Origin of the sequence: Staphylococcus sp. 11-B-312 (assembly GCF_016743055.1) — a bacterium.
Lineage (GTDB): Bacteria > Bacillota > Bacilli > Staphylococcales > Staphylococcaceae > Staphylococcus > Staphylococcus ureilyticus.
This window is the reverse complement of record NZ_CP068241.1, coordinates 471,457-493,857: the sequence shown is the minus strand read 5'-3', so window position 1 is coordinate 493,857 and position 22,401 is coordinate 471,457. Positions and strand designations below refer to the sequence as shown.

The 22,401-nt window shown below is 32.6% G+C and carries 22 protein-coding genes and 1 pseudogene; 5 read left to right on the top strand and 18 right to left on the bottom strand.

The annotated features are described in order from the left end of the window. Positions 1-34: 34 nt before the first annotated feature. Genes JG554_RS02095 through JG554_RS02085 form a run of 3 tightly spaced genes read right to left on the bottom strand, consistent with a single transcriptional unit; the run spans position 35 to position 2,810 of the window. On the bottom strand, positions 35-1,495 hold the full coding sequence (locus JG554_RS02095) for an ABC transporter ATP-binding protein (protein ID WP_203265356.1): 1,461 nt from the start codon (positions 1,493-1,495) through the stop codon (positions 35-37). Between the two features lie 9 nt (positions 1,496-1,504). After that, entirely contained in the window at positions 1,505-2,224 is a 720-nt protein-coding gene (locus JG554_RS02090) for an energy-coupling factor transporter transmembrane component T (RefSeq protein WP_046206766.1), read from the bottom strand. A 1-nt stretch (position 2,225) separates the two neighbouring features. Continuing rightward, entirely contained in the window at positions 2,226-2,810 is a 585-nt protein-coding gene (locus tag JG554_RS02085) for an MptD family putative ECF transporter S component (protein WP_046206765.1), read from the bottom strand. A gap of 559 nt (positions 2,811-3,369) precedes the next feature. Here JG554_RS02085 and JG554_RS02080 point away from each other — a divergent pair. After that, a complete protein-coding gene (locus tag JG554_RS02080; RefSeq protein ID WP_070037725.1) occupies positions 3,370-4,707 on the top strand; it encodes an aspartate aminotransferase family protein in 1,338 nt (445 codons plus the stop codon). Positions 4,708-4,721: 14 nt separating this feature from the next. After that, positions 4,722-5,813, top strand: coding sequence for a YkvI family membrane protein (locus tag JG554_RS02075; protein ID WP_226955476.1), 1,092 nt, complete (start codon positions 4,722-4,724; stop codon positions 5,811-5,813). 82 nt (positions 5,814-5,895) lie between these two features. Here JG554_RS02075 and JG554_RS02070 read toward each other — a convergent pair whose 3' ends face one another. From JG554_RS02070 to pgsB, 5 genes are read right to left on the bottom strand one after another with little or no spacing between them, the layout of a single operon-like run. After that, the gene (locus JG554_RS02070; protein ID WP_070037358.1) at positions 5,896-7,488 is read right to left on the bottom strand and encodes a gamma-glutamyltransferase; all 1,593 of its coding nucleotides are present in this window, start codon (positions 7,486-7,488) and stop codon (positions 5,896-5,898) included. Between the two features lie 2 nt (positions 7,489-7,490). Further along, positions 7,491-7,649: a hypothetical protein gene (locus JG554_RS02065; RefSeq protein ID WP_019470031.1), complete on the bottom strand. Its 159-nt coding sequence runs from the start codon at positions 7,647-7,649 to the stop codon at positions 7,491-7,493. Then, positions 7,639-8,709, bottom strand: a complete 1,071-nt coding sequence (locus JG554_RS02060; RefSeq protein ID WP_064209259.1) for a CapA family protein — start codon at positions 8,707-8,709, stop codon at positions 7,639-7,641. The genes JG554_RS02065 and JG554_RS02060 overlap by 11 nt, the downstream gene beginning before the upstream one ends. 14 nt (positions 8,710-8,723) lie before the next feature. Next, a complete protein-coding gene (gene pgsC, locus JG554_RS02055) occupies positions 8,724-9,176 on the bottom strand; it encodes a poly-gamma-glutamate biosynthesis protein PgsC (protein ID WP_046206761.1) in 453 nt (150 codons plus the stop codon). Between the two features lies 1 nt (position 9,177). Then, the gene (pgsB, locus tag JG554_RS02050) at positions 9,178-10,335 is read right to left on the bottom strand and encodes a poly-gamma-glutamate synthase PgsB (protein WP_046206760.1); all 1,158 of its coding nucleotides are present in this window, start codon (positions 10,333-10,335) and stop codon (positions 9,178-9,180) included. A gap of 425 nt (positions 10,336-10,760) precedes the next feature. Between pgsB and JG554_RS02045 the strand changes: the two genes are divergently transcribed. From JG554_RS02045 to JG554_RS13325, 3 genes and pseudogenes are all read left to right on the top strand, one after another. Further along, a complete protein-coding gene (locus JG554_RS02045; RefSeq protein WP_046206759.1) occupies positions 10,761-11,093 on the top strand; it encodes a hypothetical protein in 333 nt (110 codons plus the stop codon). A 142-nt stretch (positions 11,094-11,235) separates the two neighbouring features. Next, a complete protein-coding gene (locus tag JG554_RS02040; protein ID WP_070037344.1) occupies positions 11,236-12,393 on the top strand; it encodes an ArgE/DapE family deacylase in 1,158 nt (385 codons plus the stop codon). Between the two features lie 324 nt (positions 12,394-12,717). Beyond that, a pseudogene (locus JG554_RS13325) lies at positions 12,718-12,903 on the top strand (IS5/IS1182 family transposase); the annotation flags it as partial. A gap of 10 nt (positions 12,904-12,913) precedes the next feature. Here JG554_RS13325 and JG554_RS02035 read toward each other — a convergent pair. From JG554_RS02035 to JG554_RS01990, 10 genes are all read right to left on the bottom strand, one after another. Continuing rightward, complete coding sequence (locus JG554_RS02035) at positions 12,914-13,882, bottom strand: alpha/beta hydrolase fold domain-containing protein (RefSeq protein ID WP_070037341.1); 969 nt, start codon at positions 13,880-13,882, stop codon at positions 12,914-12,916. Positions 13,883-13,986: 104 nt separating this feature from the next. Further along, positions 13,987-14,508, bottom strand: coding sequence for a GNAT family N-acetyltransferase (locus JG554_RS02030; protein ID WP_046206756.1), 522 nt, complete (start codon positions 14,506-14,508; stop codon positions 13,987-13,989). A gap of 219 nt (positions 14,509-14,727) precedes the next feature. Then, positions 14,728-15,057: a thioredoxin family protein gene (locus tag JG554_RS02025; RefSeq protein WP_070037338.1), complete on the bottom strand. Its 330-nt coding sequence runs from the start codon at positions 15,055-15,057 to the stop codon at positions 14,728-14,730. A gap of 115 nt (positions 15,058-15,172) precedes the next feature. After that, complete coding sequence (locus tag JG554_RS02020) at positions 15,173-16,156, bottom strand: D-cysteine desulfhydrase family protein (protein WP_070037335.1); 984 nt, start codon at positions 16,154-16,156, stop codon at positions 15,173-15,175. Between the two features lie 28 nt (positions 16,157-16,184). Continuing rightward, entirely contained in the window at positions 16,185-16,700 is a 516-nt protein-coding gene (locus JG554_RS02015) for a VOC family protein (protein WP_046206753.1), read from the bottom strand. Positions 16,701-16,845: 145 nt separating this feature from the next. Further along, positions 16,846-17,409, bottom strand: coding sequence for a GNAT family N-acetyltransferase (locus tag JG554_RS02010; RefSeq protein WP_070037332.1), 564 nt, complete (start codon positions 17,407-17,409; stop codon positions 16,846-16,848). Positions 17,410-17,593: 184 nt separating this feature from the next. Next, the gene (locus JG554_RS02005; RefSeq protein WP_070037329.1) at positions 17,594-18,988 is read right to left on the bottom strand and encodes a YfcC family protein; all 1,395 of its coding nucleotides are present in this window, start codon (positions 18,986-18,988) and stop codon (positions 17,594-17,596) included. A gap of 459 nt (positions 18,989-19,447) precedes the next feature. After that, complete coding sequence (locus JG554_RS02000) at positions 19,448-21,190, bottom strand: pyruvate oxidase (protein WP_046206750.1); 1,743 nt, start codon at positions 21,188-21,190, stop codon at positions 19,448-19,450. An 81-nt stretch (positions 21,191-21,271) separates the two neighbouring features. Continuing rightward, positions 21,272-21,958 (bottom strand): LrgB family protein, encoded by a 687-nt coding sequence (locus JG554_RS01995; protein WP_046206749.1) that lies wholly within the window; start codon positions 21,956-21,958, stop codon positions 21,272-21,274. After that, a complete protein-coding gene (locus JG554_RS01990; protein WP_164987245.1) occupies positions 21,959-22,315 on the bottom strand; it encodes a CidA/LrgA family protein in 357 nt (118 codons plus the stop codon). Positions 22,316-22,401 lie beyond the last annotated feature (86 nt).

Below are 22,401 nucleotides of genomic sequence, written 5' to 3'. Positions count from 1 at the left end.
TCTATCTCGTTTAATTATTTACATCTTGTATTTTTCAAATGATATTAAAAAATGATTGTAAATATTCAATTGTATCGTTGTTAATTTCATATTGCTTTTTTACTTTTCCTTTTTCTAAATGAAGCACTTCATCTGCACAAGCGAGTAACATGTCATAATCATGAGTTATAACTAATACTGTGTGTCCTTCATTTGCCAATTGGTTAATAATTGTACTCATTTCCCGCATATGGTGACCATCTAAACCGCTAGAAGGCTCATCAAAAATCAATATATCCCTTTTCGTTTCTACTGCACTAGCAATAGCTAAACGCTGCTTCTCACCTCCAGATAGTGACAAAGGATGTCTGTCTAGATGTTCAGAAATACTATAGTTTTGCAAACACCGCTTAATTGTCTCATCATTTAAAGTTGGATTACTTAACCTCAGTTCTTCTTCCACACTTTCAGCAAATAATTGATTGTTAACATCTTGAAATACCAAATAAGCTTCTGCAAGACTTTGTTGTGGTGTTACCCACTTTTCTCCAGTATTAATAGTCCCTTTAAATTTTTTCTCGACTCCAGTTAGACAGCGCGCAAATGTTGATTTACCTGAACCATTATGGCCAATAATCGCTGTCACTTTTCCCTTACTGATACTGATATCATCTATATCTAAAGCTAATTTTTGCCTTCTCTTATATCTAAAATAGTAATTTTGTAAACTTAAGTACCCCACTTTATTATTAACTTTAGTTTTTACTTGCAATTGTTCTAAATGAATAGCTCTTAATCCTAGCTTTGCTAATTGTTTATTTGATAACTTATTAAATTGTTCATTTTCATAAATTGCACTTATTTTTCCGTCATCCATTATCATAAAACGGTCAGCTATTTTAGTTAAATAGTGTAATCGATGTTCAGCAATAATAATTGTTTTACCTTCCGCTTTCCAAGTTTCGATCATTTGTTGTAACTTTAACATTGTATTAAAATCTAAATTTGACGATGGCTCGTCCAAAATAATCAATTCGTGACCATATACTTGAATAGCACTGCAAGCTAGCAATTGTTTTTCACCGCCAGACAAATTAAATATATCTCTATCTAAAAGGTGTTTAAAATTAAACTGTTCAGCGGTTTCTTTGATTCGTGTCATAATCCGACTAGCTGATACACCATAATTTTCAAGTTCAAATGCCAGTTCACTTGTCGTATTCAAACAAAAAAATTGTGATCTTGGATTTTGGAAAACTGAACCACTTTGCTGTGTTAACTCATAAACATCTTGTTGCTGTGCATCTTTATGATTTATTAAAATTTGACCTTCTATCTGTCCTTTATAAAAATTAGGAATAATACCATTTAGCAATCTTGTTAAAGTTGTTTTTCCACAACCTGAAGTTCCTGTTAAACAAATAACCTCACCATCATCAATAGTAAGGTTAATATTATTTAATATTTTACTTTTGCTTTCATCGTATTTAAAAGATACGTCTTTAAATTGAATCATATCCTACCCTCACATTACATAATAAATGATACAAAGGAACAGTATTAACACTAACAACAACCAATCTAACCAACGTATTTTAAGCGAAATGATTGATGTACGTCTATGCGTTAAATTCAACCCACGTGTAATTGAAGCAATAGTTAATTCGTTACCAATTTTCACAACACTGTTTAGTAATGGAACAACTCGATATTCAACATATTGTATTGGATGTATAAAAGCAATTTTCAAAGATATACCTCTCATCTTCATAGCATCCTTTATAGCAGCCGATTCTTCTCTAATTGTCGGTAAAAACCTAAACATAACGGCAATTGGAATCGTGATTTTTCTAGACAATTTCATTCGTTCTAAACCTGTTATTAGCACTTCAATTTGTGTGGTTTTAAATATATAATAGCCCATTGCGAGGGATGGTAAAAAACGTGTTATGATGCCTGCCGGTACAAAAATTAACAATGTAGCAACTTGGTTACCATCAATCGTTACAAACGCTTCTCCATACCACGCCATCACAGTTAATATCAAGATGACTAGCCCTATAGTATATTTTTTAATACATAATAATAATAATGCTGGCACAAGTATGATTACTGCCCTTAAATACACTTCAACACCTGTAACGCCGCCTGTTAATGCAACGAGTGATATCATCAAGATAAGCGCAATTTTAATTCTAGGATCTAAATTTAGTAAGTGGCTTTGTGGGATCGTTTGACTATACATGTTAAATCATACCTGTACGTTTGAAATGTTTTTTTAAAATTAATTTTGCTATATAAACGCCGATCCATGCACCAATGATTGTAGTAATAATAATAACTGGTATCATTTCTACAGAAAATAAAGTGGCGACCGTTTGCTCATATTCAATACCGTATTTATCTTGAATAAAGGATAAATATGAATTTCTCATAAAGTAAAATGGTATAAATGTACCAATGGGCCAAAAGGAAAAGAGAATGTACCCTAAACAATTGTGTTTCCAACTTTTATAACGTTTCATAGCCATTAAGCCATCAGCTAGTAATATCACAGGAATACTAAATACCAACGCAATCCATGGATGTCCCATAATAGCTAAAATAAGACTTACAATCGTTCCGCATATTGTCAATGCACCAAATTTTTGAACTTTTGATATTAGTAATATAATAGGTATGCCACCTACTAAACCAACCATTGCAGGAAGCAATAACATGAATATAGGTATAATACCTAAAATGCCAGGAGGTGCTATAAAAATAAAATATATAGCCGTAAAGAGTCCTATATTTATTAAATCTTTAACTTCTATCTTACTATTGTTCATCTAAAACTCCCTCTTTACATATAACGATAAATATTATTAATACAAGTAAACATAACTATGCTATAACATTAGTGTAGACTCAAGATACTATAATTGAAAACAATTATCAATTACATCGAATTGTATCGCTCATATCATTTATATTATAAACGAAAAACTTCTCAAAACCTAACTATCCATTTCATCGTTTTATATATTTCATCTTCCCTATGTTTTGCTCAATTATCAATACATCATTTCTATAAAATTTTAATAAATGCATATTTTGTCTTCATACAACGCATTACGCAAGATTATATGTGTCATATTACAAATTTTAAGTGTTATTCAACTTTAAATTTTCAGAATATATTTACAATTCCGAATTTTCTTAGTATATTCATACGTATCACCATTTCATTATATTTAAGAATATTAATGAAATTATATAAAACATATTTAATAACACCTCACTCTTTAAAAAACGGGATATGAAGTTAAAGGTGCGAATTGAATTTGTATAACTTTTAAACCAATTTATATTGAGTAATACATGGGAGGAATGATATTTATGGACAGAATGGAAAAAGCCACTCAATTAATCAATGAAGATAGTCAGTATTTTGCTAAACCAGGACGAATAAAATATTATCCATTAGCTATTTCTCATGGTTATGGTGCAACACTTGTTGATATGGACGGCAATACATATATCGATTTACTTGCTAGTGCTAGCTCACAAAATGTAGGGCATGCACCCCAACCAGTGTCAGATGCTATTAAATCACAAGTAGATAAATTCATACACTATACGCCTGCTTATATGTATCATGAGCCTTTAGTTAAACTTGCTAAGAAACTCTGTGAAATCGCACCAGGAAACTACGAAAAACGTGTTCTTTTCGGACTTTCTGGTTCAGATGCAAATGACGGTATCGTAAAACTTGCAAGAGCATATACAGGAAGACCTTATATCATCAGTTTCGTGAATGCTTACCACGGATCTACTTATGGGTCATTATCGATGTCCGCAATAAGTCTAAACATGAGAAAAAAATATGGTCCAATGTTGCCAGGCTTTTATCATATTCCATTCCCTGATAACTACAGAGGCATGTTTGGTAGTCCAAACGCTAACACCGTTGATGAATACCTCGCGCCACTTAAAGAAATGTTTGAAAAGTATGTACCTGCTGATGAAGTAGCTTGTATCGTTATTGAAACAATACAAGGTGACGGGGGATTATTAGAGCCAATAGATGGCTACTTTGAAGCTTTACAAGATTTATGCAAGACACATGGCATTTTATTAGCAGTGGATGATATCCAACAAGGTCTTGGTCGAACTGGCGAATGGAGTTCAGTTTCACATTATCATATTGAACCGGATTTGATTACCTTTGGAAAATCATTAGCAGGTGGACTACCTATGTCTGCAATTATAGGACGTGCTGAAATCATGGACACATTAGAAGCGCCAGCACATTTGTTTACAACAGGAGCTAACCCAGTAAGCTGTGAAGCGGCCTTGGCTACAATTGGTATGATTGAGGATGAGCATTTACTTCAAGCGAGTACAGAAAAAGGTGAATATGTACGCAAACGCATGGATACGTGGATCGAACGATTCGAAGCAGTTGGGGACGTCAGAGGCAAAGGATTGTCGATAGGTATTGATATCGTTGCTGATAAAGATAGTAAAACACGTGATGCGGAAGCGGCATTAAAAGTTTGTAATCGCTGTTTTGATAATGGCGTTGTGATTATTGCAGTAGCTGGAAACGTACTCCGTTTCCAACCTCCATTAGTCATAACGTATAACCAACTTGATACGGCATTAAATGTCTTAGAATCTGCAATTGAAGATTTAGCATCTGGAAAATTAGATAATTACGACATTGCTGGTCAAGGTTGGTAAAATTGGGGGAATCAATGATGCAACAACAAATTAAACTCACAAATATTATAAAACTTAGCGGTGCTTACATCGCTTATCTCATAGGATCTGGTTTTGCAACAGGACAAGAAGTGATGCAATTTTTTGCTTCCTTTGGCATGTATGGTATATTCGGAGCTTTAGTTAGCGCATTATTGTTCTGTTTACTTGGTTCAACTTTAATGATGAAGGGATTTGATCTTCAATTAAAACAACCTGGCAAAATATTTAAGTATTATTGTGGCAATATCATTGGAACAATGATTGAATACTTTACAATTATTTTTATTTTTAGCATTGTTGTCATCATGATTGCTGGTACAGGAGCTGTAGTTTCAGAGCAATTCCATCTTCCCAATCTAGTTGGTGTACTAGGTATGGGCATTATTGCAATGATTACAGTGATTTTAGGTTTAAAAAAATTGGTTGATATTATTGGTACTGTAGGTCCGATTATCGTCATCTTAACAATAGGTATTTGTCTAATTGTCTTTTTCTCAAATATCGGTAATTTATCTAATATGCTCTATTTACCAGAAAGCGCTAAAAATTTACAACCAACAACACATTGGTGGCAAGCTGGCGGTTTATTTTTCTGTTATAACATCTTAGCAGGAAGTATTTTCTTTTCACAGCTTGGTCAACAATCTAATAGTAGAAAAGAAGCAGGCATTACAGGTATTGTTGGTGGCTCTGTGTTGATGTTAACTGTGGTTGTAATGATTATTGCACTATTAGTGCATTCTGATCATGTATTTGAATTAGAGGTTCCTGTACTTTATTTAGGTAATACGATTGCGCCATTGATAGCATTTATATTTTCAGTATGTATTTTATTAGGCATTTATTCTACAACTGCACCAATGTATTGGTTAGTTAAAAATGAATTTATGAAAATTTTTCCAGCAAAACTTAGCGTGCCTGTTACAGTTGTGTTAGGTGTTATTTTTATTATTTGTGGTACTTTACCTTTTGGAGAATTAGTTTCCATTATATACCCATTTGTAGGTTACATAGGTGCAATTGTTGTAGTTATTATCTTTGCGCGTACGTTATATAATAATTTCTCAAATAAGCACAGTACATGAATGATAGAAATTAAAACTCAATAAAAAAGTCCAAGACATCATTTGATGCCTTGGACTTTTTTTATACATTTTTTAAAAAAATCTACCTGTTACCCACATCATGACCGATTTCTACTGTTTTATCATTTTTATTATATAGTGCAGCTTGTACACTACCAAAGTTAGGGTCATTACGTTTTTCTTCAATTTCAAATCCTAAACTTTTGAAAATGTCTATATCTTGCTGATCTGTGGCATTTTCGTAAAAGATTTTTCCTCCATCGTTATAAAAACGTGGTTTATCAATAGAATCTTGTAGTGTGCCATCGCTACGTAAGTAATCAATAATAACCTCATTGAGCGTAGTCGGAATTTTGTTACCACCTGGCGTTCCTATACCCATGTAATAATCAGGTCCAACTACGATGCTCGGTGAAGTAAATGAGCGTGGTTGCTTATGCTTAGCACCATAGTTTGGACTAGATGGATTAGAAGAGAAGTTACTTAATGAATTATTCATATAGAATCCTTCTTTTACATACTCCCCTGAACCAAAGAAGCTTGCTAACGTATTCGTTGTACTTGTCAACTGTCCATCTTTATCAACAACCACAAAGTGTGTTGTGCTCGTATTATCGATGTTATTTGTATTGAAATTACTTTCAAAATTAATTTCATTTAATCTACCTAATAGGTAATCTTGAGAAAGATATTCATCATAGTCTTCATCTTGTCCATTTACAATATCCCTATTTCGGTACATCAAGTCTCTAGATTTTAAAATACCAGTGATATAATCCAAACGATCACCTTGAGCTGCTTGATTATTAGTAGCTTCATCAATTTCTAAACCTTGTAGCATCAGTGATCCTCCTAAAGGATTAGATGCAGCATAAACTTTATTATTTAAATAGTCTGTACTTACTGGCTCTTTTTTCTCTGTTTTATAACTTTGGAAATCTTTTTCGGTTAGTTTGTCATCCGTTTGCTTAGTGATACTTTTACCAACTTTATCATAGAAATATTTAGGACCGTTATCTCTAATACCTTTTAATGTTTTAGCTAAAGCTGGTTGCTTAATGACATCACCTTCTCTTTTGGTTTGCTCTCCTTCAAAGAAAGGTGAATCTCTATCTACATCTGAACCATATAGTTTCAAACTTCTTTCTAATTCTGAATCAACTTCAAAGCCTTCTTCAGCTAAAGGAATAACATAGTTCATGATTTTCTTTCTATCCATTTTTCCTGCCTCTTTATGAGCGTCTTCAAGACCTCGAACGAAACCTGGAACACCAATTTTATCTTTTTGCTTGTAATTAAAAGAAGAAATATCTTTATACTGCCATTGTTTTGGTGCAACATTTTCTTGACCATCGTAAGCCAGCATCGCACCTCCGCCGCCTAGGCCAGAAGAGTGTGGTTCAGTGACAGCAAGGGCATATGACACTCCGATTGACGCGTCAACTGCGTTACCACCATCTTTCAATATTTTTTCTCCAACACGTGTAGCAATCGGATTATTTGAAGCTACACCGTAATTTTTATCCGATATGTCTTGTTGATGATCCGCAATTTTATTTTCATATAAATCATCTTTATCATAATTATCCTTTTTTGTAATCATATAAAATGCAAAGGATATGATAATAGTAAGGAGTAATATTACGATGAGCGTTTTTTTATTATAAATACTCATAGCTAAGCTCCTTTAGATAAATATTGATGGTGTGAAGATTTAAGTTCATTTTGTTCATAACGGTCTAAACCTTCGTTCGCTCTAGCGAATACAATTAGTAAGAATATTATCAACACAACTGCAATTATTGTAATACTTACCCAATGATCTTTAATGTTCATACGTATAACCTCCATTCTCTTTTTTAAGATTTATATTGTCACCTTTAATATTATTTAATAATTTTGTTTCTTCAATTTTGTTAGGTGTAGATTTAGTCAATTTACCGCCCACTGATTTGATAGGCGTAATCATGAATTTAGAATTTTTACCGTTCCAATTCTGTTGTACAGCTAAACCTTGTTTATTTTTTGATAAAAAACCTTCTGAAGTTACATTACCTAAACTATAAAAAATGCTGGCATCTTTATAATTTTCAATTTCCTGAACAACTGTGTTATGTCCGACGATGACATCAGCACCTGCATCTACGAGTGAGTGTGCATACTGTTTTTGCCTTGTTGTTACTGACCTTTCATCGGTTATACCCCAGTCCACATTAACTACTACATAATCATTTTTTTCTTTCAATTTTTTTATTAATGGAACATAAATATTAGGTTCCAAGCTAATGGATGTAGTGTTTTTTAAAGGATCTGTGTAATCAGACTCAACGTCTGTAAAGGAAACATTAGCTACTTTTTTACCTTTTACTGTTTGTTGTACTGTTTTACTGTTGATAGGATTAGAACCATTACCAGTTAAAAAATTATATCCATTTTGTGCCTCAACAGCTTTACTAAAATCTCTTGCTGTAATGTTATCAGTAACTTGATTTATAATATTTAAACTTTTAATATTTAAGCTTTTTAAAAACATTACATTTTCTAAATTTTTATTAATATTTGTTTTTCTATCATCTGAAAACTTGGTTAAATTCAAGCTTGCTGTAGAATAATCACTATCTTTTAACATGTTTTCGACAGCACTAAAAGTATCATTAATATTGTTTTTTCTTGTATGATTGTTTAATTCCACATTACCTAGATATGTTAGCTTAATTTCATCTTTTCCTTTATTCATAGCTTTAACAGGTTCAAAATCCTGTTGCTTTAATACAAATACTAACAAAATGATCGCTATAATTAATATCAAGCCGGTATATATGGAATTCCTTCTTTTATGGCGCTTTGTCCACTTCAAAACACGCTCATCGATAGAAAATCGTTTAGATTGCTTCATATATCTGCTCCTTACTAATTAATAAAGCTATAAAAGAATAAGACAATGTATGTAATACATGTTAATAACATACACGTAGATAAAGTTATTACGACACCTTGTTTTTGTATAGTATTTGCGATGATACCTGGTATTACAACACCAATACCGGACATTTCTACCATCTCAAATGGCGTTAATGGATAAATTAAATCAAATATAAATTTTAAAACCATTCCAGTTAATATCATTGCAGCAAATTTCCTACGCCCATAAAGAATAACAAAGCGGCTAATACCATGGTTCACAATAAAATATGTAATGCAACTAATGATTAGTACAGATAGCAGCATGATTGGTTGATCGAAAATCAGCGCTAGATATCCTGGAACAACTAATCCAGCAGGACTAATGCCGAATTTTTCGGCAAATATGAGGCTTAAAACAATCCCCACGAATAATGAAAAATATAACTCTGAACCTATCATATTAATGTATCCCTTCTATATATTGTGCGATTTCTTTTCCTGGTCCATGAATATTACCAACACAGAATATCAAAGCATTATGTGATTCTGCATAAAGCGCACGTTCAACTTCACTTATATTTTTACCTTCAAAATTCAAATATTTTTTATCGGGTAATTCTCTCATCACTTCCGATACCATTTGGGTACTTTTTCCAGTACAAATTAATGTATCGAACGGTACATCTTTTATGAAATTTTCTACAAATTGTCGGGTTCTATCTACCCTATCTGAGCGACAATTTAAGATTATAACAATTCTTTGATATGGGTAATTATATGATTCTACTTTATTTAAAATTGCTTTAGTAGATTGTGGCTCATTTGCTGCAAAGGCATTCACATAGACATTCGTTGTATTGTTTGCATTAAAGTATTTAACTTCAACAGCACCTACATCTGGTGGTGCGTTTAACATACCTCTTAAGGCAGTGTCTCTGTCGATGCCTAATGCTTCAGCAACTCCCATTGCAATTGCTACATTATCCGGAAAGACAATATATCCAAATTCTCGTAGATATGATTCTGGTACTTCTTCTTTATCGACTACAATTAATTTTGTTTTACGCCGTTTAGCTACTTTAGCAAAAAATTTAGTATAGTCATCCTTCATTACCACGAGATGTCCTTTATATGGAATGGTTGCTGTAAATGCTTGAGCAACTTCGTCTAAAGTTGGCCCTAACACATCCATATGGTCTTCCATCACATTAACAATGACACCAATGTTCGCTTTCACTAAATCTTTTTGGAATGTAATTTGATAGTCTGGATTAACTGCCATACACTCATTGACTAATGCGTTAGCTCTTTGTTTCACAACTTTTCTGACGATATCTCGTTGTTCGCCGATATTTGCACCCTGAGGTTTCCTATATACTGGATATTCTCTTGGTGTAAACCAGTACATCATACGTGCATCTGTACCAGTTGTTTTACCAATCACGCGGTATTTATCTTCCCGCAAAATACTGTAAATCAAGCGTGTAATCGTTGATTTACCTCTAATACCATTTATATTAATACGTATAGGAATCTTTTCTAATCTGTCAGAATGTCTTCGTTTCTCGACAATTCCTAACCATAGAATAACGCCTACACAAATTATGATTAGTAGCAAACTCTGTCCCTCTTTTCATCAGCGTATTTATTAATTACATGCTAAAATCATTAATTTAGCAAAAAAACATTACAAAAATGATCTTAAATTTATAATCTAATCATTATACCTTTCAATAATGACATGCTACCACGTAGTTATTGATTTTATATAAAGTCTATAAATTAACTGTTAATTGAATGTAAATACACATTTACATTTAATGTAAAATTATATTAAAGATTATATTAAATACTTTCATATCAACGATAATGCTTTTTCTTCAGTTAAAAATTTTAAGCAAAAAATAATATAAAAATTTTTCATCAATTACTAATTAAAGTTAAAAATACGAAATATAATATTTACTTGAAATTTACACATTATTAAAATTCGAATGTTATCTTAAGGGTGAAAGGAATTAAAGATATTCTAGGAGGATGGACATGAGCAAACCTGTAAAGTTAACTGTTTCACTCTATCTCATTATTGTTGCGCTTATAACTTGTGGTTATTTAATCATGATTTTAGTAGGCAGTTTCCAAGGCAATGATATGCGTGGTGCAGTACTTGATACAGATAATACGAGACATATTGAAAATGTAGATGAGACTAACAACACCACAAAATCTTCCGAACCATCTACTTCATCTACACAAGAAAATCGTTCTACCCCTAAACATTTGCAATCTAAACACATAGGTCAACCAACAATCAACCAATATAAAACGATAAAAACATGGTCTTTAGATAATGACGCATCTAAAAACCATGTTTAATTTTTGTAACTTATTTTTGACAATCTGTTCAAATTCTCATTATTATGCCTTTTTACGGAGGGGTTTAATTTCAAACAGTCTGAATTTTCAGATATAATTATGGTGTTAGTTTTCTTATTATATCTGAAATGGGGTTTTTATTATGAGTAAGTTTACTGATCAAGAGAAAATTCAAATTTTAGAAGACTTGATTAGCATTAAATCCGTTAATAACAATGAAATCGAAGTTTGTGAATATCTGCAAAAGTTATTAGCAGAACATGACATAAATTCCGACATCATTAAAATTAACGACAGTCGTGCAAACTTAGTGGCTGAAATCGGTAAAGATGGCCCAATATTGGGCATTTCTGGTCATATGGATGTTGTTTCTGCTGGTGATGAAAGTAAATGGACATATGATCCATTCAAACTTACTGAAGTTGATGGCAAACTGTATGGTCGTGGTTCAGCTGATATGAAATCAGGTTTAGCAGCATTAGTCATCAGTATGATAGATATTCATGATCAAAACTTATTACAACATGGGAAAATTCGTTTATTGGCAACTGCTGGTGAAGAAATTGTAGGTGAAGGTGCAAAAACTTTTCAAGATAAAGGATACATGAATGATGTCGATGCACTTGTGATTGCTGAGCCTTCTCAAGATCGAATTATCTATGCACACAAAGGCTCTATGGACATTCGTGTCACTTCCCGCGGTAAAGCTTCACATAGTTCTATGCCACAGCTAGGTTTCAATGCAATTTCACCATTAGTAAAATTTGTTTATAAAGCTGATGAAGGCTTTGAAAAATTCACTAAAAGCAATGATTTGTTAGGCAATGCAATTATGAATGCCACAATTTTCAACGGGGGTAACCAGGTAAATTCAATTCCAGAACATGCTGAATCTGAATTTAATATTCGTACAATCCCTGAGCATGATAACGAACAATTCATCTCATATTTCAATGAAATCTTAAAGCAAGTCGAAACTGAACAAACGGATATTGATATTGACACATACATGTCTAGACCACCTGTTTATACTACAGGAGAAAATAAATTGACTGAACTTGCTATTGAAATGGGAGAAAAATATTTAAATACTACATTACCAACTGAAGCTTCACCTGGTGTTACCGACGCGTCTGATTTACTGGTAGACAAAGATGAAAACTTTTCATTTATTATGTATGGTCCCGGTGCTGTTAACCAAGCACACCAAGTAGATGAGCATGTGGAAAAAGATGTATATCTAACATTTGTTGATTTATTTACAGATTTCTTCTCTACTTATTTAAATAACTCAAAATAAGCATGATTATAAATCGGTCATCATTACGCTTTTGATATAATCTTATAAAAACATAATAGAATTTGGTACATAAATCCTAGAAAAAAACACGCAAATGATTTAAATCAATTCATCTGCGTGCTTTTTTGTTACTCAATACTTCGTATTGTTGGCTCGCTCTTTTATGGGGACAGCTTCAGCCTGTCGTCTTCAACTTATCCTGTTCCCTCAAGCATCTCGCCAAAATACAACGCATCCATATGTAATTTTACATTAAAACACTTAAAAACAAGTCACTTTGATAATTTAATAAACACTAACTATACTAAATTATCAAGGTAACTTATGTATAATGGTTATAACATGGCTCAACATACACTACCAATGGAAACTTCAGTACTTATTCCCACAAATAATATATCAAAGACATGTGAATGAAATTGTTGAAAAACCTCTAAATATATATTCAATGAATTCAAACCTCATCGTGGTGTTTTATCATATCAACCCAAAATGTTTACCGTGTTAATATGTGATTATGTTAGTCTATAATCTTTTTTAACTTTTTGATAAATTGTGCTCTTTCAGGAATTGGGAAAATAGGATGAATATGAAATAGTTGGTATCCTGGGATAAAGTTATGGTGAATACCTTGAGCATTTAACATTCGCGATAGCTTAACAGCATCTGGATAAAGTGTTTCTTTGGTACCTATTGAAATAGTCATTCTTCCTAATCCATTGAATGTTCCATATATTGGCGATACTCTCCAATCCGTTAATGACAGTTTGTCAGCCCATAAGCTAATTAAATATTTGCTTCCTGCAACAGCTAACATAGGATCAATTTTTTCATAGCTATGAATTTTTGGATGACTAAATGTACCATCCAGCACAGGTGAAATCATCACAATATCACTTGGCTGTGGTAAGTCCAACGTTCTCAAATATTGTGCGAAAGATAATGCTATTTGACCTCCAGCCGAATCGCCCATAATAACAATACGCTCAGAACTCATCTTTTGATCTAATTCATATCTATAAATTTCTTCTAGTAATTCGAAAGTTTCCTTATAAGTTGCGTGTGGAATTTTTGGATATATTGGCATGATTACTTTTGCGTCAAATGCTGTTGCCAACATATCTATATATTCGAAATGATATGGCAGCGGATCTTGGAACCATGCACCACCATGAATGTATATCACTACTTTTTGTTGATGATCTTCTCTATCATTCACAACATAATTGGTTATATCGTGCAATTTTTTAGTATAAACGGCATTGTCAAAGTTATAATCCGTGCCTGCATACTCGCCTTGCGTTTGTGCTTTTACAGACGCAAGCGCCTCTTGTGCGTTTATTTTCTTTTCAAATGGCTGTTTCATCTTTGTCGCTCTAATCATTATTTCATACAAAAAGCTTTGATAGCTACGTTTTTCTATAAGCTTGGCAAATAAGTATGAAGCTATCACGCTAACACTTGCAAAGGTTAATATTTTTTTTAGCATCTTATACTACCTCCAATAAACGATTGATTTTTGACTAGAAGGTTAAGCTCAATTATTAGATAGGTCACTCAAAATATTAATATGTATTGATAACTTATATTAAGTTAACGTTCGAGTATAGCTGAATCTATTGAAAATGATTGATTTATCATCATTGACATATATAGTTCATCATAAAAATGATGATCCATATAAATAGATTCATGTTTAATACCTTCAATTTTAAAGCCTAATTTTTCATAAAATTTAACTGCCGGAGTATTGGTTGTAATGACCGTTAATTCAAGTCTTCTTAACCCTTTCCGCTCTGCCCACTTTATTGTTTCTTGAAACATCTTTGTAGCTAATCCTTGATGATGTTGTTCATTTAACACGCCTGTCACGATGTAACCGATATGTTTAATTTTAGCTAACCTACTAATATGTACAGATAAATATCCTAAGATATCATTTTCATCTGTTTTAACACCAATATAAAAATTATGTTTAATATCATCAACAAGGCTATCTTTATTAAAACTTCTTTCATCAGGTAAATAAAGCATGTATTGTGTCTCTTGATCAATCTTTTTCATGCAAGTATACAGCGCTTCAGCTTCATTCGGACATATTCTTTCTATGCGCATAAATACTCCTCCTCAATTCAATAGATTAATCTTATCATACATTATTTTTATTATATATGATACTTGTGTTTTAATTTACCTCTTTTTTATTTTAGGCAATTTATTTTTAAATATAATCCTTTTAAATTGAAACATCCTATTATTAGTATTACTTTTATGTTAATACACTAACAACAGGATGTCTAAGCACTTATAATATACAATTTTTATCTATTTCACTTATGATTTTAAACTTTCATGCATCATGGATAATTGGTGTTCTAACTGTTGCATATCAATAAATCTGCCTTGGCGATGCATTTCTTTACCGTTGAGAAAGATTAAATCAACTGGTACCGTAAATATTGATAATTCACCAGCAATTGCTTCTACATGACTTTGATTAATCACGCCTAACGGTATGTCTGGAAATTCGCGCATCAAGTCTTCAATTTGTGGCAATACCGCGTGACAAACACTACAATTTTCTCTCATTACGTGAACGACTACGAGCGGATATTTGTTAATAAATGAATGATATTCATCCATAGAAGTTAATGTTTGCGTCATTTAGAACACCCTCCTTAATTATAAAGTGTTTAATATTATGCACTATATACAGTCTTTTTAGCAATTTATTTGCTTTAGACTACAAAAAGTTATCATAATCCTCAATCTCAATTTATTATAAATTATTATCGAAATGTGGCAGCAATTGTTGAATACGTGTTCTTGTTTCTTCTGTATAACCTTGTAAACCACCCGTATGAATAAACAAAATTGCTTGTTGATCATCATATTTTCCTGCTTGAATTTCTTTAACCATACCTCTAAAAGCTTTCCCTGTATAAGTTGGGTCTAATACAATACCTTCTAGTTGTGCAATGTCAATATAAAATGCTAATTCTTCATCTGTTGCTTGCGCATAACCTAATCCAATATAATTGTCGTTAATGGTGATTGTATCGAATGTGTCTATGCTTTCATCTAAATGATTAATGATTGTTTGCACTTTATTTTTAAAGGCCTCTGCACTTTCATTGACTGCATAGCCAATTATCTTAGTATCAAGTTTATTACTGTGCTTACCAAACCATAAACCTGCATATGTGCCACCTGAACCTACGGCGACATTAATAGAGTCAAAATGACGACCTAGTTCAGTTTCTTGTCTTAAAATTTCTTCAAAGGCATTGATATAACCATGCGTGCCTATCCAATCTGATGCACCCGTTGGTATCATAAAAGGTGTTTTATTTTTGCCTTCTATTGTATGTCTCAATTGAGTCATCGCTATTTCTCTAGACTGATTGTCGTCAATCACATGTATATGTGCGCCAAACATAGCGTCTAAAAATAAATTACCTTCAAAAGCTTTCATGGTGCCTTTTAGTACGAGATGACATTCAATTTGATACTTTGCACATAGTGCTGCTGTTGCTCTAGCATGATTAGATGTGATTGCACCGGTTGTAATAATCGTATCATATCCATGATCAATTACATATTGTATCGTATACTCTAACTTTCTTACTTTATTCCCTGATATTTCTGTGCCAGTATAATCATCTCTTTTAATATAAATTTCTTTGCCTAAACGTTGACTTAAGTGCTCTAACTTATGAATAGGTGTGGGTAAGTTGGCGACATCTAATTTTTTGCTTATCATTACTTTTGACCTCCTGTGTCAATATTTCTTACACGTCTGGAATAAATACGCTTGCCTCGCTATCTTTAGGATAGTAATAACCATTTGGTATTGTTTGTAATTCAATCAAACTTCCCCAGGGTGTTTTCACATATACAGTACGATTACCATCTGTATCTTCATATTTTGTATTACTATGAGGTTCAGAGATAGGTCGTCCCCCAGCTTGTTTAATTTTATTAAGCGATGTTTCAAAGTCATCCACGTAAAACGAAATATGTGTATAACCAATATCTTGTAAATTTACGGCGCTTTTTTGGTTGGCTTGTACAAATTCAAACATCTCTATATTAGGACCATCATTAAACACCATCATTCTTTTTTTTACAATTTCAGCGCCATTCTCCAATCCTAATACATGTTCAACAAATTGACCTCCTCTAGGTTCATCCATTTTAGTTTGGCTATCATAAGCAATACGACCACCTAAACCTTCCTTGAAGAAAGCTGTTGCTATTTCAATATCAGGTACAGTTAAACCAATATGATTAATGCCTCTAGCCATCAAGTCCGTAACCCCCTTTTTATCATCTTTATGTCAGCGTATTGCCAAAGTAAATATGGGTCATTTCAATCATTTAACAATTGCTTGAGTATTGGATACACCAGATACAATTAAGCATGCTTGATATAGACAATCAATCTTACGTTTAATTATTTTCTGCCAAATCATAATGATCTCTTAATAAAATATAGCGATTCATATCTTGAAAATTTTCACCATCATTCATGTCTTGAACGTCAGTAGCGACAAAATGAAAACCTGCATTTTCAGCAACTTTATTGCTAGCAATATTTCGCACATCAGCAATAATCGTGAGTTTATTCAGTCCTAAAATTTTAAATGCATAGCCACATATAAATGCAACACTTTCTGTCGCAATTCGTTTACCTGTATAGCCTTTCGCCAGCCAGTAACCTATTTCTGCTTTGCTGTTTTTTAAATCTATTTTATGTAAATCTATTGTGCCAATCAATTTATCTTCGTAATAGATTAGAAATAATTGACCTTTACTTTCAGCTTGATGTTGTATCATCATTTTTAAATATGATTTTTCTGCATCTACAGTGAGATCCTCTGTAATAAAATCTAAAAATCGAGATAAATGCGCGAAATTTTCTTGAATGGTTTCAAATAATGCCTCGGCCATTTTAAGATCTGGCGGTCTCAATGTAACTTTTGGCAGTATTTCTATAAATGGTCTATATTGCATTGCCTCACCTTCTTTACTAGTGTCTTATCTCATATCTTATTTGTAATTTCTGAATATTTCAACATTTTAATAATTAATAATATAAAAATAGGCGTATATCCAATATTCAATTCATACTTTAATATCAGATACTACGCCTAACAATATAAATTTCAACTTAATTGTATAACTTAATCCATATTGATTAATAACCTATCATCAGGGCTATTGACATACCAATGCAACATATAATGACCCACACTAAAATTAATTTCCAAGCAAATTTAAGCCACTGTGTATAGGATATCTTTCCGACAGCTAAAGCACCCATTAAAATTGCAGAAGTTGGAAATAAGACGTTACTGATTGAATCACCATATTGGAATGCAAGTACAGTAATTTGTCTATTAATATGTAACAAGTCGGAAATTGGCACCATGAGTGGCATAGTAGTTAATGCTTGTCCAGAACCTGATGGTATAAAGAAATTTAAAAAGAATTGTAAGATAAACATCGCGATAATTACTGCCGACGAAGGGACATCTGTAAGCAAGGTAGTCATACCATGGACGATAGTATCTATTACCTGCCCATCTTCTAAAATAACAATAATACCTTTAGCAAAACCAACAATCATTGCGCCAAATAAAATATCTTTCATACCTTCTATCATAGCTTCAAAAGTCCCATTGATGCCCAATCCACCAATGACACCTGCAAGTAAACCTGCTAATAAGAAATTAGCACTCATTTCGTTAAAGGACCAACCATAATTAAAAATACCAAACACATTTAATATAATCGCTGCAACAATGAGTAATAAACCTACTTTTTGTCGCTTTGTAAAGCGTGGGGTATCCATCGTTGCCGTTGACTGTCCTTCAGCTTGTTCCAGTTCGTAAACAATACTTTTCGACATATCTTGTTTCACTTTACGCGCATATATCATTACTGTTGTTATAGCTGCCAATAAAATAAAAATATAAATAATCGAACGCAGTCCCCATCCTGAAAATAGTGGCAACTCCGCTACAGATTGCGCGACACCAACAGTAAATGGATTTAACATACCACCAATAAAACCACTTGCTGCTCCAAGTATAACCATTGCAGCTCCTGTCAACGCATCATATCCTAATGTTCTCGCTATAATAATCCCAATAGGAACAAAGATAATTGTTTCTTCTGCTAATCCAATTGAAAATCCTAATATAGAAAATATCGTCATAGTCAAAGGAATCATCAATACTTTATAAGAACCTAGTGTGCTCATAGCTTTATTCACACCATTTTCAAAGGCTCCTGTTTTATGGACAATACCGAATGCGCCACCTACTAAGAAAATGTAAAATACAATTTCTCCTCCACTCAATAACCCTTCCGGAATCGCCCGAAATATATCAAAAAACGAAACGCCATGTTGTGATACTTCTTGATATGAACCTGATATAACCAATGTTTGTCCGTCTTTTTTTTCACGTGCATATTCCCCTGCTGGTATTATATATGTGAGGAGACTTGCTACAACAATGATAAATAACAACAATGCATATGTATGCGGCGTTTTAAATGTTATCCTTTTGAAAATTGATTTGAACATTTTAAATATCCCCCATTAAATTGTTTTTAATTGAAAAATACTGTGACTTAAAACTGACCTGATAAATCAATTTAATAAATAACTATTATAATAATACACTTTATAGATATTATGCTGAATTTTCAATCTATTTTTAAATATCTTAAATTAAATCATCAAATCATCTTTTTGAAAAAGTTTTAAAAAGTGTATTATTAATCTCTTGATAATTAAAATATTGTGATTTTGTCCGTGCATGCTTGCCTGGGAATATGATTCGAGCCTGTAGTCTCTCACTCATATCTTTTCCCTAGGCGTCAGCACGCTACAAAATCACTTTGTATTTATTAAAATCCGGCCGCAACTTGATACAAAACTTTACAAAGCAAAAAACGCCAATTCCTATCATATTTCAATAGGAATTGGCGTTTAATCTTAGTCTGAGAAATTAAAGTCTCTGAATCTTTTATTTATAATGATTTAGAAGAAACGTTTGACAGCTGTTGACATTGGTGGAATTTCATCTAAATCTAATTTTTTATCTTCTGTAATAGATCTGTATGCCCATTTACCATAGTTAATAGCTTCATCTTTTACAATTTTACCAGGTAATGGTGCAGCATTTGGATCAACATAAACATTGACAATTGTTGGTCTATCTTGAGCCATTGCTTCTTCTACGACTTCATCAATTCTATTTGGATCTTTAAGTGTATAACCAACACCACCACAACTTTCAGCAAATTGCGCTAAGTCTATGTCAGTGAAGTTAATTGCATATTCTAACTCTCCAGCAGCTTGTTGTTCATATTTAATAAATGATAATTCTTGGTTGTTTAAAACAAATATAGTCATTGGTAAATCATATTGAACTGCTGTTGCAAAGTCTTGCATTACCATTTCAAATGCACCGTCGCCTGCTATACCAACTACTTGACGATTAGGATAAGCACGTTTTGCTGCCAATGCACCTGGTAGCGCACAGCCCATCGTACCTAACCAACTAGAAACGATAAACTTATTATTCACTGTTAGATCTAAATAACGTGTTGACCAAACAGTAGATGTACCGACATCGATTGAGAAAATCGCGTCATCTGTTTTTACTTGGTTGATTGCATCCATTAGACGTTCTGGACGAATTGGTGAACTTTCATCTGCTTTATCTTTATCCATCCAAGAATCCCAAGTCGCTTTTCTTTCTAATGTTTTATTTAAGAAGTCACGATTTTTCACATGTTTAGCACTATCTGTTAATTGTTGCAATGCTAATTTACTATCACCAATAATACCAGCATTTACGTCAAAACGATGTCCAATATTTTCTGGATTTGTATCGATTTGAATTGCTTTGATATTTTTCTTAGGTAAATAGTCAACATAAGGATAGTTTGTACCTACCATTATTAGTAAATCGGCATCTTGAATCGTTTGATAAGATACTTTAGTACCAATTTTACCTAAGTTACCTAAATTATATGGGTGTGCATCAGCTAAGATACCTTTTGCTGGTAAAGTAATGATTGAAGGAATTTTAACCGCTTCAATAAATTCTTTCACTTCATCTTTAGCATGTTTAGCACCAGTACCAATAATCATAACTGGACGTTTACTTTTGTTGATCAACTTAGTAGCTTTTTTGATGCTACGTGGTTTTGGTGCAATACGTGCTGGTGGCGCAGTGTCCACTGGTGTATTTGTTGTATCTTTCACTTTGTTTGTCAATAGGTTATTTGGCAGAATTAAAACTGCAACACCTTTTTTCTCATAAGCTGTACGAATAGCTTCATTAACAATACCAAATATATCTTTATCATTTTCAGAGATTTGACGATTATAGACTGCCACATCGTCTACCATTTTACTGATATCTGTTTCTTGGAATGCTTTTGTTCCTAGTGCTGTACTATCTGTTTGTCCTGCTAAAATAAGTTGAGGCACATTGTCCATTTTGGCATCATACATACCATTAAGTAAATGAACGACACCTGGTCCACCGATACTTAATGCAACACCAATTTTACCAGTTAATTTTGTATGACTGGCAGCTGCTAAACTTGCTACTTCTTCATGACGCACATGAACAAATTCAATATTATCTCTTTCAGTTCTTAAACTATCTACTACTGCATCTATAGAATCTCCTGGAATACCATATAAATGATCTATTTCCCATGCTTGTAATGCTTTTACTAATGCTTCATTTGCTTTAATTTTTGCCATTGTAAAAATTGCTCCTTCCAAATTTTAACGATTTATTTATTATCCCTTAAAATAGTTAATACTGTGCTTTAACACGATTGCTTAATATAAAAAGATTATGAGTATCGGGAGAACGATTGAACTTAATAATGCAGTCAAAATCATTCCAATTGAACTAAACGCGCCTGCTTCTAAATCAATATCAAGTGCTTGAGCTGTACCAAAAGCATGTGATGCATTACCAAAAGTTAGGCCTTTTGCAATAGAAGTTTTAAATCTTCCGAACTTAATCAAATATGCACCTAAAATGCTCCCGATTAAACCAGTTGCAACGATAAATAACACTGCTATGGCATCAACACCACCCATTTGGTGAGATACCTGAATACCTACTGCAGCTGTAATTGATCTTGGCAACATCGTAACAATAACTTCTTTTGAATAACCAAACATTTTTAATATGACATAAACAAATGCAAAGTTCAAAATTACTGCTGTAATTACACTGCTAAATATAATTTTACCATTAGCTAATATTTTATGACGATTTTGATATAGTGGATATGCTAATGTTACAACTGTACAATTTAATAGTTGGTGTATCCACTTACCACCGACCATGTACTGTTGATAATCTAAGTTAAATAATAATAATACAACGATAATTCCAATCGATGATATAAGGGCAGGGTTTAAAAATGGGCTCCGGTATTGAAATTGTAATTTTTTTGCTCCAACGTACATACAAACTGTCAATAGTATCATTAACAATGCTTTTAGAAGTACCATCTAATCTTGACCATTCCCGTATTGTTCAGCTTTAACCATTTTTTCAGCAATAAAACCTGAAATTAAAGCAACACAACATGTGCCTAGAACAATCATGATAAAGAATAAAACAAAATTAATATTAATCATACTAGCGACATCCATAATACCTACGACAGATGGAACAAAGAAAAATACCATGGTAGCTAAGAAAAATTTAGAGCCTTCTTCTACCCATTTTGTCGGAATAATTTTAAATTGCAGTAATAAGAAAAATAAAATTAATCCAACAATACTGCCTGCAATCGGAATATCAAAAATCATTTGAATTTTATTACCAATAAAAGTAATACCCATAATAATTAATGCTTGAAACATAATTTTGACAATCTTTAGCGCTACCTGCAATACTCATCACCCTTTTTAATACTTTTGAACTGCTGACTTTTAACTACTTTGTTGAT